General features: G+C 46.4%; 21 protein-coding genes and 1 tRNA gene. 3 read left to right on the top strand and 19 right to left on the bottom strand.

Features of this window, described 5'->3' with window-relative positions; all coding sequences use genetic code 11:
• Nucleotides 1-34 precede the first annotated feature (34 nt).
• The 6 genes from MHH25_RS09210 to MHH25_RS09185 all read right to left on the bottom strand — a co-directional run bounded on the left by MHH25_RS09210 (nucleotide 35) and on the right by MHH25_RS09185 (nucleotide 3721).
• Nucleotides 35-586, bottom strand: a complete 552-nt coding sequence (locus MHH25_RS09210) for a hypothetical protein (RefSeq protein WP_017689626.1) — start codon at nucleotides 584-586, stop codon at nucleotides 35-37.
• 178 nt (nucleotides 587-764) lie between these two features.
• Nucleotides 765-1031, bottom strand: a complete 267-nt coding sequence (locus MHH25_RS09205) for an aspartyl-phosphate phosphatase Spo0E family protein (protein ID WP_017689627.1) — start codon at nucleotides 1029-1031, stop codon at nucleotides 765-767.
• A gap of 143 nt (nucleotides 1032-1174) precedes the next feature.
• A complete protein-coding gene (locus MHH25_RS09200; protein ID WP_047842264.1) occupies nucleotides 1175-2383 on the bottom strand; it encodes an aminotransferase class I/II-fold pyridoxal phosphate-dependent enzyme in 1209 nt (402 codons plus the stop codon).
• Nucleotides 2384-2396: 13 nt separating this feature from the next.
• Complete coding sequence (locus tag MHH25_RS09195) at nucleotides 2397-2897, bottom strand: Lrp/AsnC family transcriptional regulator (RefSeq protein ID WP_024628343.1); 501 nt, start codon at nucleotides 2895-2897, stop codon at nucleotides 2397-2399.
• A 160-nt stretch (nucleotides 2898-3057) separates the two neighbouring features.
• Nucleotides 3058-3453, bottom strand: a complete 396-nt coding sequence (locus MHH25_RS09190; protein WP_062833450.1) for a spore coat protein — start codon at nucleotides 3451-3453, stop codon at nucleotides 3058-3060.
• 31 nt (nucleotides 3454-3484) lie between these two features.
• The gene (locus tag MHH25_RS09185; RefSeq protein ID WP_036610100.1) at nucleotides 3485-3721 is read right to left on the bottom strand and encodes a hypothetical protein; all 237 of its coding nucleotides are present in this window, start codon (nucleotides 3719-3721) and stop codon (nucleotides 3485-3487) included.
• A 97-nt stretch (nucleotides 3722-3818) separates the two neighbouring features.
• On the opposite strand from MHH25_RS09185, the gene MHH25_RS09180 reads away from it, so the two are divergent.
• Complete coding sequence (locus MHH25_RS09180) at nucleotides 3819-5039, top strand: FAD-dependent oxidoreductase (RefSeq protein WP_340019854.1); 1221 nt, start codon at nucleotides 3819-3821, stop codon at nucleotides 5037-5039.
• A 95-nt stretch (nucleotides 5040-5134) separates the two neighbouring features.
• On the opposite strand, the gene MHH25_RS09175 is transcribed toward MHH25_RS09180, so the two are convergent.
• From MHH25_RS09175 to MHH25_RS09160, 4 genes are all read right to left on the bottom strand, one after another.
• Nucleotides 5135-6349 (bottom strand): MFS transporter, encoded by a 1215-nt coding sequence (locus MHH25_RS09175; RefSeq protein ID WP_340019853.1) that lies wholly within the window; start codon nucleotides 6347-6349, stop codon nucleotides 5135-5137.
• A gap of 129 nt (nucleotides 6350-6478) precedes the next feature.
• Nucleotides 6479-7045 (bottom strand): hypothetical protein, encoded by a 567-nt coding sequence (locus MHH25_RS09170; RefSeq protein ID WP_076327048.1) that lies wholly within the window; start codon nucleotides 7043-7045, stop codon nucleotides 6479-6481.
• 119 nt (nucleotides 7046-7164) lie between these two features.
• On the bottom strand, nucleotides 7165-7605 hold the full coding sequence (locus MHH25_RS09165) for a DUF350 domain-containing protein (protein ID WP_082219034.1): 441 nt from the start codon (nucleotides 7603-7605) through the stop codon (nucleotides 7165-7167).
• Nucleotides 7606-7655: 50 nt separating this feature from the next.
• Nucleotides 7656-10022, bottom strand: a complete 2367-nt coding sequence (locus MHH25_RS09160; protein ID WP_340019851.1) for an endonuclease MutS2 — start codon at nucleotides 10020-10022, stop codon at nucleotides 7656-7658.
• 188 nt (nucleotides 10023-10210) lie between these two features.
• Between MHH25_RS09160 and MHH25_RS09155 the strand changes: the two genes are divergently transcribed.
• Entirely contained in the window at nucleotides 10211-10570 is a 360-nt protein-coding gene (locus MHH25_RS09155) for a phage holin family protein (protein ID WP_036610114.1), read from the top strand.
• 220 nt (nucleotides 10571-10790) lie between these two features.
• On the top strand, nucleotides 10791-11183 hold the full coding sequence (locus MHH25_RS09150; RefSeq protein WP_036669784.1) for a cytochrome c oxidase subunit II: 393 nt from the start codon (nucleotides 10791-10793) through the stop codon (nucleotides 11181-11183).
• A gap of 104 nt (nucleotides 11184-11287) precedes the next feature.
• Here the strand turns inward: MHH25_RS09150 and MHH25_RS09145 are convergent, their stop codons facing one another.
• From MHH25_RS09145 to MHH25_RS09105, 9 genes are all read right to left on the bottom strand, one after another.
• A complete protein-coding gene (locus MHH25_RS09145; RefSeq protein WP_340019850.1) occupies nucleotides 11288-13996 on the bottom strand; it encodes a hypothetical protein in 2709 nt (902 codons plus the stop codon).
• A 138-nt stretch (nucleotides 13997-14134) separates the two neighbouring features.
• A complete protein-coding gene (pheT, locus tag MHH25_RS09140; protein ID WP_340019849.1) occupies nucleotides 14135-16588 on the bottom strand; it encodes a phenylalanine--tRNA ligase subunit beta in 2454 nt (817 codons plus the stop codon).
• A gap of 82 nt (nucleotides 16589-16670) precedes the next feature.
• Nucleotides 16671-17705 carry a phenylalanine--tRNA ligase subunit alpha gene (pheS, locus tag MHH25_RS09135; protein WP_340019848.1) on the bottom strand — a complete coding sequence of 345 codons (1035 nt, stop codon included), beginning with the start codon at nucleotides 17703-17705 and terminating at the stop codon, nucleotides 16671-16673.
• Nucleotides 17706-18115: 410 nt separating this feature from the next.
• Nucleotides 18116-20008 carry an ABC-F type ribosomal protection protein gene (abc-f, locus tag MHH25_RS09130; RefSeq protein ID WP_340019847.1) on the bottom strand — a complete coding sequence of 631 codons (1893 nt, stop codon included), beginning with the start codon at nucleotides 20006-20008 and terminating at the stop codon, nucleotides 18116-18118.
• A gap of 520 nt (nucleotides 20009-20528) precedes the next feature.
• Nucleotides 20529-20599: transfer RNA gene (locus MHH25_RS09125), tRNA-Gly, on the bottom strand.
• Nucleotides 20600-20758: 159 nt separating this feature from the next.
• Nucleotides 20759-22885, bottom strand: a complete 2127-nt coding sequence (locus MHH25_RS09120) for an EAL domain-containing protein (protein ID WP_076318305.1) — start codon at nucleotides 22883-22885, stop codon at nucleotides 20759-20761.
• 289 nt (nucleotides 22886-23174) lie between these two features.
• Nucleotides 23175-24131, bottom strand: coding sequence for an aldolase catalytic domain-containing protein (locus tag MHH25_RS09115; RefSeq protein ID WP_036610133.1), 957 nt, complete (start codon nucleotides 24129-24131; stop codon nucleotides 23175-23177).
• A gap of 83 nt (nucleotides 24132-24214) precedes the next feature.
• Nucleotides 24215-25528 carry a DUF4129 domain-containing protein gene (locus MHH25_RS09110; protein WP_340019845.1) on the bottom strand — a complete coding sequence of 438 codons (1314 nt, stop codon included), beginning with the start codon at nucleotides 25526-25528 and terminating at the stop codon, nucleotides 24215-24217.
• Nucleotides 25525-26640, bottom strand: coding sequence for a DUF58 domain-containing protein (locus tag MHH25_RS09105; RefSeq protein ID WP_036669763.1), 1116 nt, complete (start codon nucleotides 26638-26640; stop codon nucleotides 25525-25527). The genes MHH25_RS09110 and MHH25_RS09105 overlap by 4 nt, the downstream gene beginning before the upstream one ends.
• Nucleotides 26641-26642 lie beyond the last annotated feature (2 nt).

The following is a 26642-nucleotide window of genomic DNA, read 5'->3' as shown; positions in this document are numbered from 1 at the left end:
GCTTCCCTCCTTCCATAGCCATTCTGAATTTTCTTTACTCTGTCAGCGCCTTCAGCACTTTTTTGGATTCTTCGACATTGGAAGATGACACTGGAATGGTAGCGAACAAATTGCTCGCAGCATATTCTACATCTTTAAACATTTTCATATCTTCGAGTGGAATGCCGTAAAGATGTGATTCTTGCTTGAGATCTGAACCTCCATCTCCTTCACCCTTCTCTACCAATACTCCACCCTCAAATACACCCCGTTCAAACTTCTTGGGATCAAAAGTATCATCCAGCGGAACATTGGAGCCATTACTTCCGTATTGTTTCATGTCGGATTCAGGCAATATGAAAATATCATGTCCTCCAGCCGCATATTCTACCATAATTTTCTGAACATCATACATCGCACTGGTGATCACTTCTACCTTGGGTTCCTCGCCCAGTTTCTGTTGCAGATTGGCCTGTAACTGCTCTGAGATTACAGATGGATTTCCTTGGTTATCAATGATGAAAATCGAAAAACCATCTTTACCTCCACAACCAGCAAGCAGAAAAACGATAGAAATGATTGCAGTAAGCCCCCAAAATCTCTTCATTCCAGTTCCCCCTTTAGTCTCCTATGTCCAATATATCACAATTGTTCCACGCAAAAAAATAACCTGGCTTATCGGGGGATCACCCTGCCTTTACACACAAAAAAAAGAAGACCTTCTCAGGTCTCCCTTTCTTTACTTTCTAAATCGATTAATGAAACGTTTCAATCCAGCATAAACGTTATTTTGCTTTAATCGGGTTAGCCTTCATATATTCATTAATCTTTAAATCCAGCAAACTGCTGATTTCAATTACAATATCGGATGTGAATGATTTCTCTTCGAGGAAGATCTGTTCCATCTTGCGACGAAGCATATGAATTTCATCTTCCAAGGAAATGTCATGCAAAGATGCGTTATCGGGTTTCACCGACCATCGGTCGCCATGATCGCCTTCTGCCAGATAGTGCCCACGATTCGTCGGTAAATCATATTCAACACAAAACAAAGCTAACCCCTCCTTGGAAAAATGGTTTCCAAATTTATGAAAACTTATTTCAAATTGAAATTATATCACATTATTTTGTAAAAGAAAGTTATTTTTTTCCAATGATAAAAATGTCACATTTGTAAAAAGATTCTACTTTAGTATTAACCCTCTTTTTGCAGTTTGTAAACAAAGTTTCCAATTCGTTCCAAAGCTTCATTTAATTGGGTTACAGAAGTAGCGTAAGAACAACGCAAGAAGCCTTCACCCTGAGGGCCAAAAACATTGCCCGGAACAGCAGCCACTTTATTCTCCGTTAACAATCGCTCAGCAAACAGGTCTGAACTCATACCCGTCTTTTGAATGCTCGGGAATGCATAGAATGCTCCCTGAGGTTCATGACAATCAAGTCCAATATCTCTGAAGCCCTGCACAATTAAACGTCTACGCTGATTATACGATTCTACCATCCGATCTTTCTCACCCAAACCATTTGTCAACGCCTCAAGTGCAGCAACCTGACCCATGGCCGGCGCACACATTACCGTATACTGATGGATTTTGAGCATGGCTGCAATAAGCTCAGGATGACCACACATGTAACCGATCCGCCAACCTGTCATTGCAAAAGCCTTCGAAAATCCGCTTACGAGAATGGTCCGCTCCTTCATGTCAGGGATAGCTGCAAAGCTAACATGTTTTTGCGTATACGTCAATTCAGCGTAAATTTCATCCGCGATCACAATCAGATCATGCTTTTTAATCACTTCAGCAATAGGCAGCCACTCTTCATACGTCATGATGGCTCCAGTGGGATTACTCGGATAACACAGAATAACCACTTTTGACTTCGGCGTGATTCCTGCCTCAAGCGCTTCGGCCGTTAACTTGAACTGATCTTTCGCATAGGTATCAACACCAACTGGTATACCGCCACCGATTGAAGCGATTGGTGAATACGCCACGTACGAAGGTTCAGGAATGAGAATCTCGTCACCAGGTACGATTAATGCTCGCAAAGCCAGGTCAATCGCTTCACTGCCACCCACCGTAACAATAATCTCATCCTTGGGATCGTATTTCGTATCAAACTGAGTATCCAGATATTCACTAATGGCTTCTCTCAACTTCGGCATACCTGCGTTGGATGTGTAACTGGTCATACCTCTTTCCAGCGAGTATACACAAGCTTCACGCATATGCCAAGGGGTAACAAAATCAGGTTCACCCACACCCAATGTGATAATATCCTTGTTGTCTCCAACCAGATCAAAAAATTTACGAATTCCGGATGGAGGTATCTGCTGCACGAGGGGTGCCAGATAAGATGTCATTTTCTTGTTGTTCCCGGTTGTCTGTTCATTCACTATCATGACACATCTTCCTTTACGGCGAGATCATGAGACGGTTGTCTTCCTGATGGTCTTCAAAAATAATCCCGTCCTGCTTATATTTTTTAAGAATAAAATTCGTTTTGGTTGAAAGTACAGAGTCTATCGGAGACAGTTTCTCCGACACAAAATTAGCGACTTCACGCAGGTTGCCACCTTCCACTTCAACGAGCAGATCGTATGCACCGGACATGAGATATACGGACTTTACTTGCGGATAGAGATAAATACGTTCGGCAATCCCTTCAAAACCACGACCACGCTCCGGCGTGATCTGCACTTCAATCAGGGCCGTTACTTTTTCATCATCTATTTTGCTCCAGTTCACGACGGTTGCGTATTTCACGATGACGTGGTCTTGTTCTAGCTGTGCCACGGCGTTCTTGATCTTGTCTTCCGACTCCCCCAGCAGCGTCGACAGCAGTGCGGGAGTCCTTCTCGCGTCTTCCTTCAGCAGATCCAGAACTTTTAATTGCAGATCGTTCAAATCTTTCATGGTTTTCCCTCCAGCGTCATCCAGGTTCCTGAAAATGAATTAATACTTATATTACATGAATTTGACGTTGATGCATAGACAAAAGACCGCCTGCCCTGAATTCAGGCAAGCGGTGGTATGGTCCTGTAACGTTAGGTGCTTCAAACCTCTTTTGCAAAGGTTACATGTAATAAGGGTTACCGTAATTCGGTTGATGCTGCGGCACATTAGGAGCTTGGCTATATGAACTGTTCTGCGTATTCTTTTCCTGAATGAATTGCTGACACTTTTGTTGGGTCTGGTGGGCGGACTGAATTTGCTTGTCCACGTCCTGACGAAGTGCCTTGGACGAGACAGAATACATGTTGTTTTGCTGCATCAGATTGAACAGTTCCCCTTGTAATCTTAGGGTATCGTTCGTCAGGTCTGTGAACATTCGACGTGTCATGGGGCAGGAAGCTTCCGTTGTCGCAGTCGTATATTCGCGCGAGGTTCGTCTTAAATCTGCAAGAATCGACTTCAGCAGATCCTGCTCCTGCATAAAAGCGCCATTAGATGATAAAGATTGAGAATACATGCGTTTTCCTCCTATACAGTTAGAGTTGTCTTCAATTACTGACTTGCGCCGGTGCAAGAGACTGATGTTGCTGCAGTGCATTGACAAGCGTGTTCAGATGTTGTTCATGTGAGCGAACATAGTGATTCAGAGCTTGTTGAATTTGTGGATTATGTGTGATGGAAGCTGTGGCTGCACACTGCTTAATCAGCAGTTCTTCATTGGTGATAGAGTCCGCAATGTAGTTCAATTCCTTGGGACTCAGCGCTTGCATAGTATGATTCTGCATGTTTCGATGGCCTCCTCGGCATAAAGTTTATGCGCAATTATTGTTAACCCGGTCACACAAAAGTATACAAATTTAAATTATAAAGGAGATGTTTCTAATGGATCTGGTCTATGGCACACCTTTCTGGCCCTCCACTTTCAATTCAACATTTAATTATTCTGCTCTGCAAGAAGACATCTCTTGTGACTGCCTCATCATTGGTGGGGGCATGGGGGGCGCATTGACATCTAAACTACTCACGGAACAGGGTGTTAACACTGTTGTGATTGATAAGCGAGACATTGCCAACGGCAGCAGTTCTGCCAATACAGGTCTTTTACAATACACCAATGACAAGACACTAACCTCATGTATCCACACTTTTGGTGAAGCAAAAGGCGTACGTTTTTATGAGCTTTGTCGTGAAGCCATGAAACAACTTGCTCAAATTGCAGACAGCCTGGATACAGACCCTTGGTTTATCCCACGAACAAGTCTTTGTTTTGCGAGCAGTGAAGATGATGTGGCCCTATTGGAGGAAGAATATCAGACCTTGAAGCGTTATGGTTTTGAAGCTGAACTGTGGGATGCCGACAAAATAAGCCAGCATTTCCCCTTCAGCAAACCCGCTGCACTGTACACCATGGGAGATGCGGAAGTGAACCCCTATCGTTTTGTTCATGCCTTGTTTGAATCCGCCAATAAGCGTGGCGCTCGAATCTATGGTCAGACGGAGATGATACACTGTGAATACGATGAAGATAGTGTAGTCTGCCACACTGCCAACGGTAAAATCCGTGCCAAGAAAGTCATATTTGCTGCCGGTTACGAGACACAGGACATCAAAAAGGATCGCGGAGCCTATCTGAAAACGACCTACGCGATTGCTACCAAACCGTTGTCTGATCTTAGTGAATGGTTTGAACACAGTATGATTTGGGAGACAGCTCGCCCATATTTGTATATGCGAACAACACCGGACGGAAGAATCATCGCAGGCGGTTTGGATGAAGAAACACCTCGAGAGGATCAACGTGAAATACGTTCAAAACACCGGGGAGATACACTCCTAGAAGAGGTCCGTTCCTATTTCCCTTTAGATGATCTTGAAGTCGAGTATGCCTGGGGTGCTGTGTTTGGTAATACGAATGATGGCCTCCCCCTGATCGGTACACATCCCGATTATCCGCATTCATATTTTGTAGAAGGATATGGAGGTAACGGAACCGTATACAGCATGATTGCTGCTTCCTTAATTGTGGATGCTATTACTGGCAAACAAAACCCTGATATGGATCTGTTCTCTCTCACACGTACAAGTAAACCATCTCCTGTATAACCAACAACCGAATCAATACAACTACAAATAGGGTACAGCACACGGAAAGTTCTCTTTTCCCGTCGCTGTACCCTGTTTATATATTGGGTAGCCTGCTAAGCCGAGGGCTCTTGCCCTTCCGTTCGGTTCAATAACTTGCGCATAAAGATCCATCCAATTAGCGGAGAAGCACCGAGGACAATAATAAGCCAGGTTAACATGCGTAGAGACGGAGCATTTAAGACCGTCACAATAAATATGGCCAACCCACATAGTCTGCCAAGCATCAGGCATAACTCTCTCAAAACGACAAGTTCAACCCTTTTCTCCACATTTTCGCCACTTGTGCCCATCATGTCGAATCCCGCTGATATCATCGGTAATACATATAACGGCATCGCAACAGCACTCCCAATACCCATGATTAACAGCGTTCCATAGGTCACTTTCCAGAGAAGAGGAAGAAGCACAACAAGCAGAATGAGGGCTCCAATGAACATGCCTTTTGATCTATACTGTGGTTTAAACCATTTCCCGGCTGCCCAATAACTTACTAGTGCCACAGCTGAAGTGATGAGTGAGAACTGCCCCAATTTGTACTCCTGTGCGGTAGCCAAATATACAAGCAGTGCAATCAGGAAGGCAAAGACACCTTCACGTGCACCCTGAGCGAATAAACCCAGGCCTAAGGTCCTCCAGGGACTATCCCGCTTGGATAGCTGTATCCAAGGTTCCGACCAGCGGTATGTACCGCTCACCTTTCTTTTTTTCAGAAAAAAACTACAAACTACTGCTATAACATAAATAACGAGTGATACCGTGAAGATGAGCCGATATCCTGTATTGTCTGTCATGCGAGTAATAATCAGACCGGAGAACCATGGACCTATAATTCCTGTCATCGAACCAAGTAACCCGACCCAGCCATTGAATAAATCCCTGTTTTCCCGATCCGTTATTTCAAAATACACAACATTAAATGCAATCCAGAATAACCCCAAGGAACAACCTAGTAGCATACCCAGAGGCCATATCCAGTCTACAGCTTTGGAACCAGCCCAGAGGACTATCATATAAAATATACCGGACAGCGCAGTACCTAGTCGTAGTGCACTCATTTTATTGTGTTCCTTGACCCATTTGCCAGCAAGCCAGAATGTCAGTCCAATGGCCAGTTGCTGGCTGAGAGTGAACCACCCCAACATGGCATAATCCGGACGGCTTTTCCACAGAAACACATTCAAAAAGGTTCCCGACAGCGCTCCGGCTAACGCAAACAATCCATTCACGCCCAAAAGCAGAATGGATTGTCGGCCTAAAGTAATCTTCATCTGCTCCTCCTTCATCCACCTGAAGTGAACTATGTACAGGTAGGTCTTAGGGTTAACGTGCCCCAAGCAAGAGGAAAACATGATGAATCTTCAGGATTGCTATGAAATTGGTTAGAATCGCCGAAATGTTTATTCCTGCGTACTCAGGTTCTTGATCAGACGCAGACGATCTTCCTCAGACAGACTGTATTGAACTTGGAAACATCCCGAGCATACATAGGTCAATACTTTAAACGGTGATGCCAATAGTGACCCTTCGCCTGAAGCTGCGTTAGCAACTGGTGTGAAGTTATCCTGCGTTGTAGCTTGTGTACCTGCGAGAATCATGAATTCCCGGCAATTCGGGCACTCTGGTACTTCTTCCTGATGATCAAGTTGCTTCTGTACACCTTGTTCATACTGAATGAGATCATTACCTTCATCCGCGTATTTGGTTAACGTTCGCAACTCCGGCAATTTGAGTTCGACTTCATCCCCCCACAGATCCGAAAGATCCGTAGTCTGTTTCTCGTTCGTTACATCGTCTACATCATAGATGTCGTCCTCAGCTTCATCGTTCTCTTCATCATCGATGTTAATGTTGAGTGTACGGTATCCTTTTAACTCATTGTGGCAATAAGGACACTCTTCTTCAGGACCGAGCTCCTCATCCCATACAATCTCCGTCTGACACCAAGGGCATACTGTTGTTTCCATATTGATCAACCTTTCTCTTTCATATAATCATGTATTCATTACATAGATGACACCGATGGCAAAAAACACGATCGATGCCGCAAACAAAATCCGTATCAATATCTTCATGACCGGTCCCCCTAGATAATGCTCGCGCCAATAACAAACGACAGCGAGACTGAAATAATCATGGATATCAATCCGACAGCTCGGTTATCCGATTCGATCTCCTTATCAATGGAGAACACGGGTGTCAGGAATTCGAACAAAAAGTAGGCAATGAGCAAAAGGATAAACCCTACGAATGACCACGTCATGGCTTCATATACCGAAGATTTCGCTTGTATGCAGAACCGCAATACGTTGCAGATCCCGAAGATCTTGCCTCCTGTAGCCATCGCAACGGCCACATTGCCCTTCTTGATCTCCGTCCAGCATTTATACTTGGTCACCAGTTCGAAGCAAGCCAGAAATACAAGCAGCTCCATAATCGCTACCGAGAAAAAACCGAGTACCATCCCCAAGGGATGAGACAGCAATTGGTCAATGCTTTCTATCACGCACCGTTCCCCTCTCCCCATCTGCGACCTTCATGAATAAGGTCGCAGAATATCATTGATTCATGGACCGGCTATTCCAATTCTGCGACGGTCACACCGTTCCCGCCTTCTCCGTAATTGCCCAGCCGGTAGCTTTTAATATGTTTATGCTTACGCAGGTAATCCTGAATACCGGAACGTAAAATTCCTGTACCTTTACCGTGAATAATATAAACTTGGCCCAGGTTGGCAAGGAAAGCTTCATCAATGAACCGGTCTGTCTCCATCAGGGCTTCTTCCAGGTTGGTACCACGCAGATCCAATTCACTTTTCACATTGTCATCACGTGTGCGCTTCATACCCGTTACCGGTTTTTGCTTTGGTTTGGCTGCGGGAGCCGATTGCTGCAGTTCCAAGTCATCCAGGGATACTTTCATTTTCATAATCCCCAGTTGTACCATAGCGTCTTTGCTGCCCGCCATCTCTACAACATGGCCTTTTTGATTCAAACTGTAGACAAGCACTTCATCACCAGGACCGATAGCACGAGTCTTCGGCGCTGTTGCCGCCTTCTTGACCGTTTTTCTGCGTTTCTCCGGTTCAGCCTCGTCCAGCTGTTTGCGGGCAGCAATGAGTTTGTGCTCCTTCACGGAAGCACCTTCTTCCATAGCCAACAGGCGAAGATCTGCTATAATCTTCTCGGCTTCCGCGCGAGCTTTGTCCACAATGCTGCGTGCATCTTCTTCTGCTTTTTCAATCCGGCGATCACGCTGCTGTTCCAGCTTCTCCAGTTCGGTCTGATGACGACTGCGTAATTTCTCCATATCCTGGCGCAAGCTCTCTGCCTTCTCACGCTCTTGTTCAGCCGTAAGACGGTTCTCTTCAAGAGAAGCAATCATGTGTTCAATCCGTTGATCCTCTTCCTTCACTTCGCCACGGGCGTAGTCGAGAATGTAACCCGGCAGTCCCAGTCGCTCTGCAATGGCAAATGCATTACTTCGTCCAGGTACACCCACCAGAAGGCGATAGGTTGGACTCAGTGTGTTGATGTCAAATTCCATGCTGGCATTAATGACACCTTTACGCTCATATGCGTATGCTTTCAGTTCACTGTAGTGAGTGGTTGCAACCATGCGACATCCCGTCCGGTGCATATGCTCCAGCATGGAGATCGCCAGTGCGGAACCTTCAGCCGGATCTGTCCCTGCGCCAAGTTCATCAAGCAATACCAAACTTTTTGGTGTCATGTTTTTCAGAATGCGAATGATGTTGGTCATATGACTGGAGAAAGTACTCAGATTCTGCTCGATACTCTGCTCGTCCCCAATGTCTGCATAGATTGCATCAAATACACATAACTGACTGCCATCCTCAGCCGGAACAAATAAACCGGACATGGCCATCAGGCTCAGCAATCCAATCGTTTTGAGCGTTACCGTTTTACCACCCGTATTGGGACCTGTCACGATAATGGATGTATAATCATTGCCCAACTCTATGTCAATTGGTACCACGTTTTCAATCGGAATCAGTGGATGGCGGCCTTTCTTGAGCTTCAGGAACCCGCGGTCATTCATGCGAGGCAATGTTGCTTTCAGTTCACGAGCCAGACGTGCTTTGGCAAAGATAAAATCAAGTGATCCCAGCAAGTCGACATCATACAACAGCCACTCTCCCTGCTCACTGACAAGTGCCGTCAATTTCTGCAAAATAATTTCTATTTCGCGTTCTTCCCGAATCCGGGTCTCGCGTAATTTGTTGTTCATTGCAACAATGGATTCTGGCTCAATGAACAATGTAGCACCCGAACCGGATTGATCGTGCACAATCCCGCCAAAGTACGAACGATATTCAGCTTTCACCGGGATAACAAAACGGTCTCCTCTGATGGTGATGAGCTGATCCTGAAGCATCTTGGATACGGTAGAGGATCGAATCATGGAATCCAGTTTTTCGCGAATCCGCGCTTCTCCGCCTCGCAGCTCACGACGAATCTGCGCCAACGTTACGCTTGCACTGTCGGCAACCTCTGCATTATCGTCAATACAGATTTTGATAGCATCCTCAAGCGTTTTTTGCTCTGACAGTTGATCACTGATATAGAACAATGATTCGATGGGCTCATCTTCATGCAAAGTACCAATCTGACGTTTCAATCGCCGCGCTGCAAAGGTTGTATTGGATATTCCCAAAAGTTCGTGAGGGTTAAGTGTGCCTCCAATTTCAGCACGTTTGATGGAAGCCGTGATATCTACAATTCCCCCAAACGACGGTGAGCCTTTCAAGCGATCAAATGTGAAGGCTTCATCGGTTTGCTGCAGCAACCGCTTCACTTCTTCAAGTTCACTGCTTGGTTCAAGTTGCTCCGCTTTCTTTTTTCCCATGGTCGTCTGGGCAAAGCTAAGCAATGTATTTAAAATTTTGCGATATTCCAGTGTGTGTAAAATTTTCGTGTCCAAGTGTACAACTCCTTCCAAACTATATCTGTATTATAACGAAAGAAACTTTCTTACGCTATTTAACGAATCCTTCCACACATAACTTCAACCATAACACCACAAACTACAGGTGTCAGGATTGTGCAACCTCTCCATCCCCCTTGGAGTTGCCCTGCTCAGTTCAATCCGAATAAAAGGAGGTAAACACCATGAATTTCCTGGGACATGTCGTGCGATTTGTCATCGCTGCAATTGTATTAATGGTGGTCAGCTGGATCGTTCCCGGATTCGCCGTTGGTGGCTTCTGGAGCGCTCTGTTGCTTGCTCTTGTCATTGCCCTGCTCGGCTGGATCGTTGAAGGTATCTTCGGCAAAAGAGTCAACCCGTTTGGTCGCGGTATTGTCGGATTTATCGTTAGCGCACTGGTGATTTGGCTTGGTCAATATGTTGTAGATCATGTTGAAGTCAGCCTGCTCGGTGCCATTCTCGCTGCGCTGGTTATCGGGATTATCGATCTCTTCATCCCGGTATCCACCCCTTTTGATGCCGGACGAAGCTCCAAAAGTTAATCTCCACTTCACCCTAACGTCCCCATGTATTCTCCTAAACCTCTGAAGGCCCTGTGCCGGAAGGGGTTTATTTCATTCGGGCAGTACACACGCTCTGCCGTACACGTACAATTTTCAAAAAAACGACATACGCAGCGTGTACAGGCATCCACATATTGCGGTATGATGACTGGAGCAATCATTCAAATTTTATCCATATCACGCTTTAAGGAGGCATATGATGAAGAAAGGCATAACATGGCTTGCTGCCTGTATGTTAATTCTGGTCCTCACTGCATGTGGAGGGGCAAAACAGTCCGCAGAATCTGGCAGCAATGGATCCGATGCTGATGCTGGAGTTACAGCCAGTGAAGAATTGGTCATCAAGGCGAGTAACTATGAATTCGATCAACCTGAGTACCATCTTAAAAAAGGCGTTCCCGTTAACATTGTTTATAAAAATGAAAACGGGAATCACGGTATCCTTGTGCCTGAGCTGAATCTTCAACTGGATACCAGAAATAGCTCCAAAGTCATAACCCCGGACAAAGTTGGTGAGTTTGAAATGTCCTGTTCTGTCTTCTGTGGTTCAGGACACAGCAGCATGATCTCCAAAATTATCGTTGAAGAATAGTATTCAAGACAAGGAGCCCCCGCAGCGACGGGAGCTCCTTCTTTAGTATAACAAATTGTACCAGAGTACGTTGCCCACGAGCCAGTTCTGCTACATTCATTCCGCTAGGTCTGGTCCTGTTCAATCAATTCAATCCATTCGTTATATTCCGTCTGCAATTTCGTATATTCATCATGCAACTGACGATATTCCGTGTTCAGCTGCTCTGCCTTTTCCTGCTCCATTTCACGTTCAACCTGTAACAAACGTAATTGATTGGCCGCTAGTTCGTAACGCTCCCCCATCTCAAGCAGTTCAGTTTCCATGATCTCTTTCTCTTGGGTCGCTTCTGCACGTAACTTGTCCAGCTGCTGTCGTTCTTGCTCCAGTCCCTCCAGCAACTCACTACTTGCCGCACTTTCTCTCTTCCAAACCGTCAGTTCATTCTCAAGTGTAGCCCAGCGTTCCTGCCAGGATTGTTCCTGAGCCGCCCATTCATCTGCACGGCGTTGCCACACCTGGTCGTTCTGCTCTGCTTGTTCAACGCTTGAGCGAAGTTCTTCTTCACGTCTTGTCAACTGCTCCAGACGGGATGCCAACTCGGTCTGTTTGGCTGACAGTTCTTCGTATTTGATCTGCCATTCCAACGCTTCTTCCTCAGTCTGGGCTAGCCGGCTCTCTTGCTCCGAGTAGCGCTCGGAAAGTTTAGCTGAAGACTGTCTTGCTTCTTCAAGTGCGCTCACAATCTCTTGTTTCTCCTTGCTCAATTCATCCAGCTTGGAACTGTAATTCTCTTCCCGTTGTAATGCATCACTGTAATCATTACGGATTTGTTTATAGTTATCCTGAAGTCGGTTCAGCTCTTCCCGAACAACATTTAGCTCAACTTCAAGCTGATTGCGTTTCTCTTCCAAAAGCTCTGCATCCTTCTGGTATTGCACAGCCTCTTCATGGTTGAAACGAGACTCTTCCTTCACCACGGACAATTCATCATGAAGGGATTGCACACCAGACTCCAACGTTTCATTTTGTTCAGCAACTTCAAGAATCTGATTCTCCAGGTCTCCGATCTCAGCCAATCGCTGCTCAGCAAGATCCTTCAAGGACTGCTCACGTTCCGTAAGCGTGCCGATCTCATTCTGCAATGTACGCACCGCAGCATGAGCCTGTTCAAGCACTTTTTGCAGTCTGCGCTGTTCCTCTTCCGACTTCACTTCAGTCTCACGAAGCTTTTGGGCTTCCTGTTCAAGCTGTGCATGTTGCTCCTGAAGTTTGCGTAGCTGTGCTGTTAGAGAGGTTTCTCTATCCACAGTTTCATTATACTTCTGCTTCCATTGTTCCTGTAGATCACGGGATTGCTGGGCAGCCTGTTCCGTTTCACGTAGAAGCTCCTGCAACTGGGAACGGTCCTCTTTCAACTGCTCCAGTTGTTGTTCCAGTTCCGTAATTCGGCGAGTCTGAACTTCCTGCTCCTGTTTACGGACCCCATGCTCATGACGTAACGATTCCAATTGACCACGCTCGTGCTGAAGCTGCTGTTCTTGCTCTGCAACCATGTCCTGTGCACTGATGAGCTGGGTCATCACTTCTTCTAATTGCTCTTCGACATCTAATAGTCGAGTCTCCGCCTGTTTACGTTGTTCCTCAAGTTGCTGCTTGAGCTTGCCCTGTTCTTCTTGCAACAAGGCCTCTGCCGCCGCTTCGGCTTCTTTCGCCTGGGACGCTGCTGCTTCCTTGGCTTGCTGCAATTGTTCCTCGAGGGCTGCTTCTTTTTCCATCCATTCGAGTTCCAACTGCTCGGATAACGCCTTGAACTCCGCATTCAACTGATTTATCTCAGTCAGGCGCTTCTGCTCCGCTTGTTCCTGCAAGTCAGCCCGTTCCTGATTCGCCTGATCCGTAAGCTCTTGTGTCTGTTGCAGCGCTTTTTCTTCAGCCTGTTGAAGACGAAGTTCCATCTGTTGCTGAAGTTCGTTATATTGCAACGTTGCCTCTTCCTGAGCTTTCTTCAGATTGCTCTCTGCCTGCTCCAACTCGGACAAAATGGCCGACTCGGCTTCTTCCTTGGCTGTCTGAACCTGCTGCGCAGCCTTGGCTTCAATCTGTTGACGTTCTGCAACGGCACGGCTTTCGGCTTCTTTTAATTGAGCTGCAGTCTTGTCCTGCAACTCTTTATATTGCGCCGCAGCTTTGGCCTGCGCCTGCTGCAATTCGGCTGCAGAACGGTTCTGAGCTTCTTTGAGCTGGGAAGCAGCCTGTGCCTGTGCATTTTTAAGCTGGTTAGCCGCTTTCTCTTCCATTTCCTTCAGCTGTTTCGTTCCCTTGGCTTCTGCTTCCTTCAGTTGTGCCGTCGCTTGGGCCTGCAATTTCTGCACTCGCTCCGTTGCTTGAGCGCGTTCTTGCTCCAGCAGCTTATTCAACTTGGCTATCTCTGAATTTTTGTCCGATTCGGACTTTTGCAACGCCTGCTCTGCTTCAATCTTCAGCTGTTGCAAATCAGCAAGAGCCTGGTCACGCCGTTCCAATTCTTGTTGATGTTCATTTTGTATGGCGTTTAACCGATTCAATTCGTTTCTCAGTTCTGTACGTTCTCCAGTGAGCATCTTCAGTTCATTACGGATTTCCTGAGTCTGAAGAGACTGTTCAGCCATATGTACAGCCGCCAGTACCGCAATACGCGGAGTATCCAGACGGGAATTTTGCTTGGAGATCGCGCCCATACGCTCATCTACCAGGTTAGCTACTTGTTTCATATAGTCGGCACTGCTGCCAACCAGTTTATAGGAAGTCCCGTAGATCTCTACGGTGACGCGTGTACGATCAGGTGTAGTCACAGTTGTGCCCTCCTTCAAGTCTGTATGTTGATTCTAAGCTGTAATCACAAAAAAGTCACATCGATCCTCTAATGCTAAGGATTCGATGTGACTTCAAACAATTCCTGCTAATCTTTGTTCAAAAAATCTTCTTTTGTCCTATTTACGCAATTCCGCTCCGAATTGCTCTTCCAGACGAGCCACTACACGGGCATGAACTTCAGTAACTTCCTCATCGGTCAGTGTACGTTCACGATTCCGGTATACCAGTGCCATCGCCACGCTTTTCTTGTTTTCACCCAGTTTACTACCAGTGAACACATCGAACACCTGTACAGTTTGTAACAATTCACCCGCCGATTCACGAATGGCGCGCAGCATATCTCCCGCTTCAATATCCTCATTCACAACAACCGCGATATCACGTTCCATGGCTGGGAAACGCGGAAGTTCACGATAACGAATGTCAGCGTCTGCTTCATTGTAGATCGATTCAAGTGCAATCTCTGCGATGTACACATCATTCAGATCATACTGCTGTTGCAGTTCCGGATGCAATTGACCCAATGTACCGATCAATGTGCCTTCCCCGCCATCCTTACCTTCCAGGTAAACCGATGCGGAACGTCCCGGATGGAATCCTTCAGGGCTGTTTGCTACCAAGCGAATGCGTTGTTCAAGCCCCACATAGGCGAACAGATGCTCAAGAGCACCTTTCAGATCGAAGAAGTCTACTTTCTCCGCTCCAACATTCCACTGCTGGCTTGCACGATTCCCGGTGAGCAGCAAGCCCAGTACCGGAATCTCATGTGGTTGTTTGGTCAACTGATCTTCTTCAGTGAAGAACACATTGCCCACTTCAAATACAGCCAGTGAATCCTGTTTACGGTTCATGTTATACACCGCTGCATCCAGCATTTGCGGCAAAATACTCGTACGAAGCACACTGCGGTCCTCACTCATAGGCATCGCGAGTTTCACGGCTTTACTGCCTTGTGTCAATGCCGGGAACAATGTCGCTTTATCCGGGTGTACAAAGGAGTAACTGATCATTTCCTGCCAGCCACTGCCTGAGAGCAATCCACGAATCGTGCGACGCATCGCTTGAGAGCGTGTATATGCCCCTGGAGTCGTCGGTCCTTCAATCCATGTGGTTGGAATGTTGTCGTATCCGTACAGGCGTGCAATCTCTTCAAACAAGTCTACATCAAGCGTAATATCCCCTCTGCGTGTTGGCACTTCCACATCCAGCAATCCTTGATCAGCATCACCACATGCAAAGTGCAAGCGAGCGAAGATCGTTTTTACCTCAAGCAAAGACAGATCGGTTCCCAGATAACGATTCAGTCGGTCCAGCGACAATTGAATTACACGTTTCTCCGCAGCTTCTGCTCCAGCTTCCACGATTCCCTGGTGCACTTCACCTTCAGCATAACGCTGAATCAGTTCAGCCGCACGATCCAAAGCCGTAATCACCGCACCCGGGTCTACTTCCTTCTCAAAACGCATGCTTGCTTCGGAACGTAGCCCCAGTTGGCGCGACGTTTTCCGAACGGTTCCGCCGTCGAACTTGGCGGACTCCAGCAACAGATTCACCGTGTCTTCCGATACCTCGGAATTCTCGCCACCCATAACCCCAGCGATGGCTACTGGTTTCACGCCATCCGTGATGAGCAACATGTGTGGCTCCAGCTTACGCTCTTGTCCATCCAGCGTAACAATCGTTTCGCCTTCGTTGGCCATCCGCACTTCAATATGGCCCTTTTCCAGCTTATCCGCATCGAATGCATGTAGCGGTTGACCGTATTCCAGCATGACATAGTTCGTGATATCAACGATGTTATTGATTGGGCGAACACCTGCCGCCATGAGACGGTTTTGCATCCACAGCGGGGAAGCACCCAGCTTAATGCCGGTTACATAACGAGCTGCATAGTGAATGCATTGCTCCTGTGCCTTGATCTCTACAGAGATATGATTCGCGGCTGCATCACCAATTTCAACCAGTTGGTCTTTGGGACTTGGCAGCTTCACTTCACGACCCAGGATGGCACCCACTTCATAAGCTGCACCACGCATGCTGAGACAGTCGGAACGGTTCGGTGTCAGGTCCAGTTCAAGAACATGATCGTCAAGACCAAGAACCTGGCTGATTGGCGTGCCAACCTCTTTTTGTTCCGGCAGAACGAGAATACCTTCCTGCTGATCTTTCGGCAACAATTTGTCGTTCATGCCCAGCTCTTTGGCGGAACAGATCATGCCAAGGGAGACAACACCGCGCAGTTTGGCTTTTTTGATATCCAATCCACCAGGGAGCTTTGCTCCAACCAGGGCTACGACTACTTTTTGGCCTGCATCCACATTTTTCGCACCACACACGATCTGCAGATCTTCTTCCTGACCAGCATCGATGACACATACATTCAGTTTGTCTGCATCGGGGTGTTTCTCCTTGCTCTTCACATAACCTACAACAACTTTATTGACGCCCTTGTTGCGGTTCTCCACTACATCAATTTCGACACCCGCACGGGTGATTTTCTCAGCCAATTCCTGTGGCGTCACACCTTCAAGGGAAATATAATCAGACAGCCAATCTGTCGATACTCTCATGGACGTTCACTTCCTTCATCTATAAATTGGTGTTCCCGGTTCATTCGCTTGCTCTATATGGTTAATCTTTCTTGTCTTAAAGTTACAGCCGTCCGAATTGCTTCAGGAAGGTCAGATCGCTATTGTAGAAATGACGGATATCATCGACACCATACTTCAGCATCGCAATACGTTCTACGCCCATTCCAAATGCAAAACCACTGTATTTCTCCGGATCGTATCCACCCATTTCCAGTACTTTCGGGTGAACCATACCGCCGCCCAAAATTTCAAGCCAGCCTGTTTGCTTACATACGCGACAGCCGCTGCCGCCACATTGTACACAAGTTACATCCACTTCCGCACTTGGCTCTGTGAATGGGAAGAAACTTGGGCGCAGACGAATTTCTGTGTGGGAACCGAACATTTCGCGTACGAATTGCAGTAGGGTTCCTTTCAGATCGCTCATACGAATGTTTTCGCTAATGACCAATCCTTCAACCTGGTTGAATTGGAAAGAGTGCGTCGCATCGTCATCATCACGGCGGTATACTTTACCTGGGCAGATGACTTTGACAGGCACTGCGCCCTTCATGCTCTGCATGGTACGTACTTGAACCGGAGATGTATGGGTACGCATCAACAATTCTTCGGTAACATAGAAAGAATCCTGCATATCGCGCGCCGGGTGATTCTTCGGCAGATTCAATGCTTCAAAGTTGTAATAATCCATTTCGACTTCAGGACCTTCCGCAACGCGGTATCCCATACCGATGAAAATATCTTCGATCTCCTGTACCACTTTGGTCAGTGGATGCAGTCCGCCTTGACGTCCACGACGTCCTGGCAGAGTCACATCAATTTTCTCGGATTGCAGACGCTTCGCCGTCTCTTCCTTCTGGAACTGATCCTGCTTGCTGTCGATGACTTCCTCAATGGCAGCCCGAACATCATTGGCGACTTGACCAATAACTGGACGTTCCTCCGCACTAAGCGCACCCATACCACGCAAAATCTCAGTTAATGCACCCTTTTTCCCCAAATACTTTACACGCAGATCACCGAGCGTCTGCGGATCATTCACACCAGACAACTGCTCCAGCGCTTCGATCTTCAATGCCTCTAAACGTTCTTTCATGTGTAATTGCCCCCTTTTTGTGGTGTTTTTGCAACAAAAAAAGGCCTTCTCTCCCCTGAAGGGACGAAAAGACCGTGGTACCACCCTTGTTAGACATCCATTGCTGCGTGGCCCTTATGGCCTGCAACTGGTTCTGTCTCACTTTGTACGGAATAACGACCGTTAACCGTTTGCCCCTACTGTTGCCTCTGTGTCTGCACACAAACAGGTTCAGGGAACCGCTTCGGAGTGAATTTCGGCAGCCTTGTTCTACAGAAACGCTCTCAATCTACGGCGCTTCCTCCCTGTCCAGAGGCACTGCTTACTTATCTCCATCATCACGTTTGCTTAGTTTACCTATATCGATGTAATCATCGATGATCGTTCATAATTATATGCAAAATAGATCGAAATAGCAAGCCGTCCATGTTCTAATTTATGCTTGCACCATTATCTTTCAATTGTTTCAGGCGCTGCTGGATTTCGCGAATCTCAGCTGCCTCGACTGCTCGCTCATTCGAATGCTCGGGCTGTGTCAGACTGTCTTTTCCAGCAGTGCTCACAGGAGACAGCAACTCCGATAGGCGCATCTCCAATCGTAACCGCTCATCATCGGATTCCCGGGTCTCCAGCGCCACCTCCCGAAGTTTGGTGGACTGCTCCCAATCCGACACACCTCCTTCAAACAGAGTTACTGTGCCACCAGCCTCCAGATCGCATAACCGATTCGCGAGTGACTTCGTCAGCATCCGGTCATGGGATACAAGCACCAAAGCACCTGAAGCCTGTTTTAATACATTTTCCATGACTTCCTGGGTATCGATGTCCAGATAGTTCGTTGGTTCGTCCAGCACCAGCAGATTCGCTCCGCCAAAATACAGTCTCAGAAATGCCACTCTGCACTTTTCCCCCATGCTCAAATCCCCAATGCGCTTGAACACATCATCTCTGGAAAATAGGAAACATCCCAGAATGGTACGTGCCGCACTTTGTGTCATGGATGGAAGGGTAAGCAAGCTGTCCAGCAGCGTCTGATTCTCGGGAAGCCCTTCCAGCTCCTGTGAAAAGTAACCGATTTTCAGCTGTGGATGCCGTGTGACCTTGCCTTGCGAAGGTTCCAGTTCACCAATCATCAACTTCAGCAGTGTTGTCTTGCCCGTTCCATTAGGACCTCGTACAGCAAGCCGATCTCCACGTTCCACAGCAATCCGAAGATCACGCAGTAATGGTTTCTCTCCCGTATATGAAAAACTCACCTCTTCCAGCGCAAGCAGTTGGCGTGCGGCCAGTGGATTCATCTGTAATTCCATGTTCAACTTTGCAGCTTCACGAGGTTTATCCACCCGTTCCCGCTCCAAACGTTCCAGCTGTTTTTGTTTCGCATGGTATCGTGAAATATTTTTGTTGGCTTTGGCCTTGTAGAAGCTCTGGGTGATCTTCACCTCTACATCGGTCGCCGAATTATGCGCTTTATGGAACCATTCCTGATAATTTCGAATCGTTTCTTCCAACGCCTTACGTTCCAATTCCTGCCTGCGGTAGATCGTTTCCTGTTCGCGTAATTCACGCTCTTTGTGGATCTTGTAGTCGGAGTATCCGCCCTTGTATTTGGTCAGGGCATCTGGACTGAACTCAATGACTCCTGTTGCTACCTGATCAATAAACGTACGATCGTGTGATACAAATAACAGCGTACCTTCATATGAGGATAACCACTCTTCCAGCCAGCGCATGCTTCCCTCATCCAGATGATTTGTCGGTTCATCCAGGATCAGGAATTTGGGTTTGCTGACAAGTAGCCCCGCCAAACGAGCCTTTGTTTTTTGTCCACCACTCAAGGAATGATAGGGTCTGTTCCAATGCTCTGCGGATAATCCAAGGCGAGTCAGTACCTTCTCTACCTCAGTCTCCCACATATAACCGTTCAACTGTTCATATTGCTCCATCACTTGTGTATAAGCTGCAAGCAGCTCTTCATCCGCTTCAGTGCTCATGCTCAACCGTTGTTCCAGTTCTTCCAAGTTCCGTTTCACTTCATAGATCTGACCGCTCTCACGCCGGACCGCATCCAGTACATTCATCCCGGTCTCAATCTCCGAGCGCTGGCGCATGAACCCCCATTCCTGCTGAGGGCTATGACGTTCGATCCGTCCACCACCATGCTCCTCACCCAAAATGATGCGTAACAACGTTGTCTTGCCGCATCCGTTGCGACCCAAAATGGCGAGTCGTTCGCCCTCATTAATCTCCAAATTCAATCCTGTAAACAATTCAATACCGTTCCACTCTTTTGATACTTCATGTAAGCGTACCAATGTCATCATGAGGCCTCATCCTTCCTGCATCCTTTTTGCCGAACAAAAAAAACCGCTGGCATCAGCCGGCGGTTTGGCAATTCAGGGTTGGATCAAGCATTCAAAGACAGATCTAAGGTAAGCTACGGCATGAACAAAGAAACCCAAAATACAGGGTACACGTAAACCTCAATGGCTTACTTGCTCCATACCTTTTCCCATAGCTGAATTTGGACACACGAATCCCCTCATTGCTCAGCCGCTCTGGCTGACTGCGTCATAAAACCGTCTGCAGTTAACTGGGGTTCAATTCATGTGTTTTACTTCATGGGACGTATGGTTACCTCTCATTCATGTGTAGTATCAATTTCTCCGTTATTGTACCAGATCATTGGAAAAAAGCAAAGGGTATATACATTAAACTAAAGAATACTTACTTACTCGCTACTCCGAAAACAGAAAAATCTTCTGATCGCTGTTACCACGGGATTTCCCTTTAAGGTAATAGAAAAAGCCCCTGCATCGCAAGGGCTTCGGTACTGCTTCGTTAAGCGGGTGATGGGAATCGAACCCACGCTATTAGCTTGGAAGGCTAAAGTTCTACCATTGAACTACACCCGCATGATTGAAGATTTATTGTTAAGTTCCTTAGGAATTTAACAGTGATTTTACAAATAATAATATACCATGATCCTCTATAGCATGCAAGTCATATTTTCCATTTTTTTCATTACGAATCCATCAAAAAAAGCAGGAGCACCCTCGCGCCCCCGCTGTTCCCTATCCTGTAGGCTTATCCACATCTCTCAAAAACTGCTTTTCAAATTCAGCGGCTTTAATCGGTTTGCTGAAGAAATAACCCTGAGCCTCGTGACAGTGTTGATTGCGAAGAAAGACCATCTGATCTTCGTTCTCCACGCCCTCAGCTGTGACTTTCAGTTGTAAATGATGCGCCATTGAAGTGATGGTAGATACGATCGCTGCGTTATTGCTGTCCTCCATGACTTCATTCACAAATGAACGGTCAATCTTAAGCCGATCAATTGGCAGATCCTTCAGATAGTGCAACGAGCTGTATCCCGTTCCAAAATCATCGATACTGATATGCACACCAATTTCTTTGATTTTGCGCAACTGTTCGAATGACCGGTCTTTATCAAATGTCATGCTCTCTGTAATCTCCAGTTCAAGCCATACAGGCTCTAGTCCCGTCTCTTTGAGAATGCCATTGATATTGTCCAACAAATGGGAGTGCCTGAATTGTCTCATCGACAGATTCACCGAAACACACAGTTTACGATAACCGGCTTCCTGCCACTGTTTGTTCTGTGCACACGCTTCACGAAGCACCCATTCGCCAAGTGGCACAATGAGCCCACTCTCTTCTGCCAGAGGAATAAAGTCCGCCGGAGATACCGAGCCTCGTTGCGGATGCTGCCAACGCACCAAAGCTTCCATGCCGACGATTAGCCCACTTTGCAGATTAACCTGCGGCTGGTAGACCAGGTAGAACTGACCTCGATCCAACGCCTTGCGCAGATCATTCTCAAGCTGCAAACGCTCCTGTGCCTTCATCTGCATCGCATGGGCAAAACGATTCAGTTCCATTCCTTGTTCCTTAGCACTGTGCAAAGCCGTATCGGCATTCTGAATAATCTCCAGTGGTGACTCCCCATCATGTGGGAAAATGGCCATCCCAATTCCAAGTGTCAGATGATACTCATTGCCATCAACCAAGACGGGCTTCTCAAAAAGTTGCAAAATGGATCTTGTCCGACGCAACGCTGTATCGGTTGAACTGAAATCTGTCATCGTTAATGCAAACTCATCTCTTCCCAATCCAAAGACTTCTTCTCCTGGAAGGGACAATTGTTTCAGTCGTTGACCTACCTGACGCAAAACACGGTTAGCTGCTTGCTGTCCAAGCGAATCATTAATGGTCTTGAACCGATTAATATTCAGGACCAATACACCAACAAGCTGTTCCTGCACCACGGCATCATCCATCATCTTTTTCAGCTGCTGTGAAAGGCGACGACGGTTTGGAAGTCCCGTCACGTCATCATGATGAGCAATATAGTTCATCTTGGCTTCCGCGACCTGCTGTTGCAGGAAAGGTGTGTCCACTACGGACGTATACAGCCCTTTTTGAATGAAAAAATATGCCATACAATTACTCAGCAATCCTAATAACAGATTGAGATCGTTCACCCCAGTTGCTGAAACAAAATAACATTCACCAAAAAAGAAACACAGAATGCCACATAGAATGGTTGGTAAATCACCGTCTTTGGTTTTTTTCCATTGTACAAACAAAAGAACTGCAATAATGCCATAGAGCAATCCAACCATAAGATGAACTCGAGTGAAGATACCACCAAGCACTTCCCCATCAAGCATACTCGGCAACATGCTCCATTCCTGAATAGCCAGTATGTACAAAATAACAAAGGTACCCAATGTCCCACTTAAAAGTAAGAATTTGCGTGGTAATGCAAATTCTTTCTCATTTAAGGTATACACGAGCAGTAAACCTACGGAACATACCAAAGATCCCATGGTTGACATCATTAAGGAGAACTCCGATTCCATCATGGCTCCATTTGGAATCTCTTCTGCAAATGAAACGATATGAACCAGTTCAAACAGACCAATCAATAAAAAGAGTGTTGTCAATAATGTCCTCCGAAGCGTTAGCTTCTGTGTCCGAAACAACCAGCTTTGATTATAGATGCCGATACAAGCCGCTACCGCAGCAAATCCACCCAAGAGTGTCAAAACCGGGTAACCCGATATGATCAGATCAGAGCTTGAAGAAGAACGAAACCATTGACTTGCGAGGAAACATAATAAGCCGCCCACAGCGACCCAAATTATTTTTCTCTGATCTTGCAGATTAACCTTCATGCCGTGTTTTCCTTCCCGGGATCACCTATCCTGAATTACATTAACCAAACTCAACAACTTACTACATGATTCGACAAAAAACATATTAACCAACGTTCAATTCACATGCATACACATGCTATCTGGTACATAATAACATTTAATTTTGTATACGTGAACTAAAAAATAGTTACTCCTAGGAATATTTATTCACAAATATAGAGAAAAACAAGGCATTAAGAACTAAAAAAACATGGATCTCCAGTTAGAGTCCATGTTTTCCTATTTTGCAACTGTATTTCAGACTATATTACTTCTCAAAATTCACTTCTGGTGTTGTTAATTTATCATAGAAATCAACAACCTTATCCTTGTCTTCCGATGAGCGAATCGCCATCGCTGAACGTGGATGCTCGTCCAACGCACCTGTAATCATGTAAGGCAGAATGTAACCCCATTCTTCTTTTTCTCTGAGTGGAACCATCAACTGTTCCAATACACCAAGTACTGGACGCAGATTGTATTTTGTTCCTTTCAGATGAGCTACGAGCAATTCGGTTGGACAGTTTCCTGCCGCACGTCCCATACCATACACAGAAGCGTCAAGCAGTTCAACGCCAAGTTCTGCCGCAACCAATGTGTTAGAAAACGCAAGTTGCATATTATTATGTGTGTGAACACCAAGACGTTTGTTAGGCAAGTGAGTCTTGAACTTCTCTACCAGATATTTCACATCATTATGATCCAAGCTACCGTAGGAGTCTACAATGTAAACAACATCCACAGCGCTTTCTTTGATCAATTCAAATGCTTCCAGCAATTCATTCTCCATAACATTGGAGAGTGCCATAATATTAAGTGTAGTTTCATATCCACGATCATGGAATGTTTGAACCAGTGCAAGTGCCTTGTCTACATCTTTGCTGTAGCAGGCAACCCGGATCAGATCCAGCATGCTCTCACTGCGAGGCAAGATATCATTTTCGTCCACACGCCCAACGTCAACCAGTGCAGACAGTTTGGTATTTCCTTTTTGAGGAATAACTTTACGCAGGAAATCATCGTTCAGGAAACGCCATGGTCCTGCTTCCTCAGCACCTTTAAGCAACTTCGGAGAGTTCTTATATCCAATTTCCATATAATCAACGCCGGCTTCATTCAATCCAGCATATAGCTGTTGAACAAAGTCCACGCTAAAGTCCCAATTATTCACCAATCCGCCATCACGGATCGTACAATCTACAATTTTGCAATGATTTGTCTTCATTAATGTCTGCTCCTTTTCTGACCAACTTGTGTATTCCTCTCATGATACTTGAACGTGACAAGAAAAGTAAAGGGATTCCGGACTTATTTACTTCGATAAGATCTCCAGATTCGGTCAATCTCAACCATATCAGAACGATCGGGAGCTTTCTCTCCATAACGAACGGCATTATACGTATCTGGTAGTCTCGCAGACAGCTCATCTTCTTCTACCTTCACACCATTCTGAATAATGGTCTGTGCAGCCTCCAGCGGAGTATGCGTCCCCTGTATTTCCACGCCTCGATGAGCTGCTCTTTCAATCCAAGTCCGATAGTAATACCGAACACGTTCGGCATCCTGTGCAGGGGGCGCCTCTTTCTTGCGAAACCAATTCTTTCGGACTTTTGCTGGCGCATCAAGCGTCTCACTGACATCGATATACTCCGTCCGTGGTTCTGCCTTCTTTTCACCTGGTTGTAACATCCCCTTGAATCGGTCCATAAGTCTGTTTATCGTTTTTTGTCCCAACCTCAGAAGCAGCCACAGAATTGCTCCTGCTACAGCACACATCACTACCCATCCGAGGATGTTCCAGAAGACTGAGGGCTCGGATGGCGGCTCTCTCCAGTCATTCGGTATATTTAACTGCTGATTGGGGTTGTCCATTGGTAATCGTGGCTCCTCGCCGGAAATCGGACCAAACCATCCCCTGATCCATGCGAGCAAGCGATCACGTAGCGGTCCCAGCCAGGCAGCCAGACTTGGGAAAGCACCAATCGCTACGATAACAATAAACATCCACATGAACCGCTGATGATTCGCACGTGCAAAATCTCTTAATACCAATCTTCTCTTGCCGTCATTGAGTATTGCCTGATCCAGTTGTAGCATATATCGTCCAACCAGCCAAAAGGCAAAACTGATCACTCCCGCAATATAGATCCATAGGGTATAGGTTTGTATCGGCTGCATGAATTCCAACGAATTCGAAGCAATCATAAGCACGATTGCACTAATTACACCCATAATCTGCAAGCGCCATAACAACACTGAATGAAAGACTGGCTGGAAGGTCAGACCTGTATAAGCCGATATGACTCCACACAGTACCAATGTGATGATATCCGGCAACGGGAGAATAAGGCTCATCCCAACAACGAGTGCGAAGAGAAATCCTATGACGAGTGCCGTTAATCCACGAATGAGTGTGCTTTTCTCGCTAAAACCTGGAATTTTATGCTGAATGAACTGTCCTAACCAACCTACAAGAACAACCAGGATGAATAATGTGTACGGCAAATGTTCCATTGCGTAGAATGAAGCAAGCGTAAATATCGGAAAAAGGTATATGCCAGCCATCAAGACGGCAAGCATTGTTATGAGTCCTGTGGTCGTCGCTACTGATCTGTTCCTCATGCACTCACCGCCTTCGTATTACCCTTCACGTCCTCTACCGGGAGAATCGTTACACGATGTCCTTGTTCGTGCAGACGTGCAATCTCGTGCTCCATAGCGGCAGATACATAGGATGTAATCAGCAGATAGCTGCGGATTTGCTGTGCTTCTTCATTCAGACGTACTTCATCATTCAGGAATTGCTCCATGGGCACCATGCATTTCAACTCTGTCTCAGCCATAGCTTCCAGTAACCGTTCCAGATGGGGCGTGCCATAATCCGGTTCAATCCGAAGTGTATCGCGGCCTCCACCCACATGATAACCATTATGGGCGAAACCTGCTGGCAACCCTCTACCGATGGCATCCACTGCAGCCGTGGCAGCGTAACGAAGTGCCCGCTCAATCTTTTCCGGTCGAGTAACAACACTCCACATGTCTGCAGATTCCTGAATGTTGACTACTATCCAGGATTGCGGATCAGCCGTCCATCCCTGCTTGTAGACCTGTAATTCACCTGTACGTGCACTCGCTTTCCAGTGAATACGATTCATGGGGTCGCCTGCACCATAAGGCCGAACACCCAGAATCAAGAAAGGATCTTCAACGATCCATCGTGATACTTCCACTTCTCCCTGCCATACCTGATAAATTGCAGGAAGATCCTCTGCATTCACTAATGAGGGATACACAATCATAGACATTTGCAAAGGAATCGGTTTGGTGGAACGCCACACGCCAAAGAGATCCCCCCCTGTCATCGTTGCTGTATTTAATGGATAAATTCCACGCTGAGTACATGTAAAAGGATGCTTGCGCGTAATACGAGTAAACGGTTTTAACGTAAAAATACTCTTATGGTTCTGATAGATTTCGCCTTGACTAATATCCATACCTGAGCCGGAACGAAATACAAACGACACTGGCATCATCGATTCAAGTCTGAGCCACGGTACGGAGACTCGTTTCTCATTCGATATCGTCTCCACCATCTCAAGTTCATCTCCAGCGTAACAACGCAGCTTGCTGAATTGTCTGCTGTACCTGAGCTTTCGCAGTGCAGGTCGTCCAAACCACACACCATGTATAACAACGACAATGCCTCCAACAAGGACAAGCCATAATAATGCCATAA

Source organism: Paenibacillus sp. FSL H3-0457 (genome assembly GCF_037981725.1).
In the GTDB taxonomy this organism is placed as follows: domain Bacteria; phylum Bacillota; class Bacilli; order Paenibacillales; family Paenibacillaceae; genus Paenibacillus; species Paenibacillus amylolyticus.
The sequence above is the reverse complement of the archived record's forward strand: the minus strand, read 5'-3'. Positions and strand labels throughout refer to the sequence as shown.

What these genes read in the sequence shown, in the direction of transcription:
- pheT (WP_340019849.1), bottom strand. Translation starts at nt 16,588, where the DNA reads ATGAGAGTATCGACAGATTGGCTGTCTGATTATATTTCCCTTGAAGGT.
- MHH25_RS09120 (WP_076318305.1), bottom strand. Translation starts at nt 22,885, where the DNA reads ATGAAGGTTAATCTGCAAGATCAGAGAAAAATAATTTGGGTCGCTGTG.
- MHH25_RS09150 (WP_036669784.1), top strand. Translation starts at nt 10,791, where the DNA reads ATGAAGAAAGGCATAACATGGCTTGCTGCCTGTATGTTAATTCTGGTC.
- MHH25_RS09155 (WP_036610114.1), top strand. Translation starts at nt 10,211, where the DNA reads ATGAATTTCCTGGGACATGTCGTGCGATTTGTCATCGCTGCAATTGTA.
- MHH25_RS09170 (WP_076327048.1), bottom strand. Translation starts at nt 7,045, where the DNA reads ATGGAAACAACAGTATGCCCTTGGTGTCAGACGGAGATTGTATGGGAT.
- pheS (WP_340019848.1), bottom strand. Translation starts at nt 17,705, where the DNA reads ATGAAAGAACGTTTAGAGGCATTGAAGATCGAAGCGCTGGAGCAGTTG.
- MHH25_RS09210 (WP_017689626.1), bottom strand. Translation starts at nt 586, where the DNA reads ATGAAGAGATTTTGGGGGCTTACTGCAATCATTTCTATCGTTTTTCTG.
- MHH25_RS09105 (WP_036669763.1), bottom strand. Translation starts at nt 26,640, where the DNA reads ATGGCATTATTATGGCTTGTCCTTGTTGGAGGCATTGTCGTTGTTATA.
- MHH25_RS09165 (WP_082219034.1), bottom strand. Translation starts at nt 7,605, where the DNA reads ATGGGGAGAGGGGAACGGTGCGTGATAGAAAGCATTGACCAATTGCTG.
- abc-f (WP_340019847.1), bottom strand. Translation starts at nt 20,008, where the DNA reads ATGATGACATTGGTACGCTTACATGAAGTATCAAAAGAGTGGAACGGT.
- MHH25_RS09175 (WP_340019853.1), bottom strand. Translation starts at nt 6,349, where the DNA reads ATGAAGATTACTTTAGGCCGACAATCCATTCTGCTTTTGGGCGTGAAT.
- MHH25_RS09180 (WP_340019854.1), top strand. Translation starts at nt 3,819, where the DNA reads ATGGATCTGGTCTATGGCACACCTTTCTGGCCCTCCACTTTCAATTCA.
- MHH25_RS09110 (WP_340019845.1), bottom strand. Translation starts at nt 25,528, where the DNA reads ATGAGGAACAGATCAGTAGCGACGACCACAGGACTCATAACAATGCTT.
- MHH25_RS09190 (WP_062833450.1), bottom strand. Translation starts at nt 3,453, where the DNA reads ATGTATTCTCAATCTTTATCATCTAATGGCGCTTTTATGCAGGAGCAG.
- MHH25_RS09200 (WP_047842264.1), bottom strand. Translation starts at nt 2,383, where the DNA reads ATGATAGTGAATGAACAGACAACCGGGAACAACAAGAAAATGACATCT.
- MHH25_RS09195 (WP_024628343.1), bottom strand. Translation starts at nt 2,897, where the DNA reads ATGAAAGATTTGAACGATCTGCAATTAAAAGTTCTGGATCTGCTGAAG.
- MHH25_RS09185 (WP_036610100.1), bottom strand. Translation starts at nt 3,721, where the DNA reads ATGCAGAATCATACTATGCAAGCGCTGAGTCCCAAGGAATTGAACTAC.
- MHH25_RS09115 (WP_036610133.1), bottom strand. Translation starts at nt 24,131, where the DNA reads ATGAAGACAAATCATTGCAAAATTGTAGATTGTACGATCCGTGATGGC.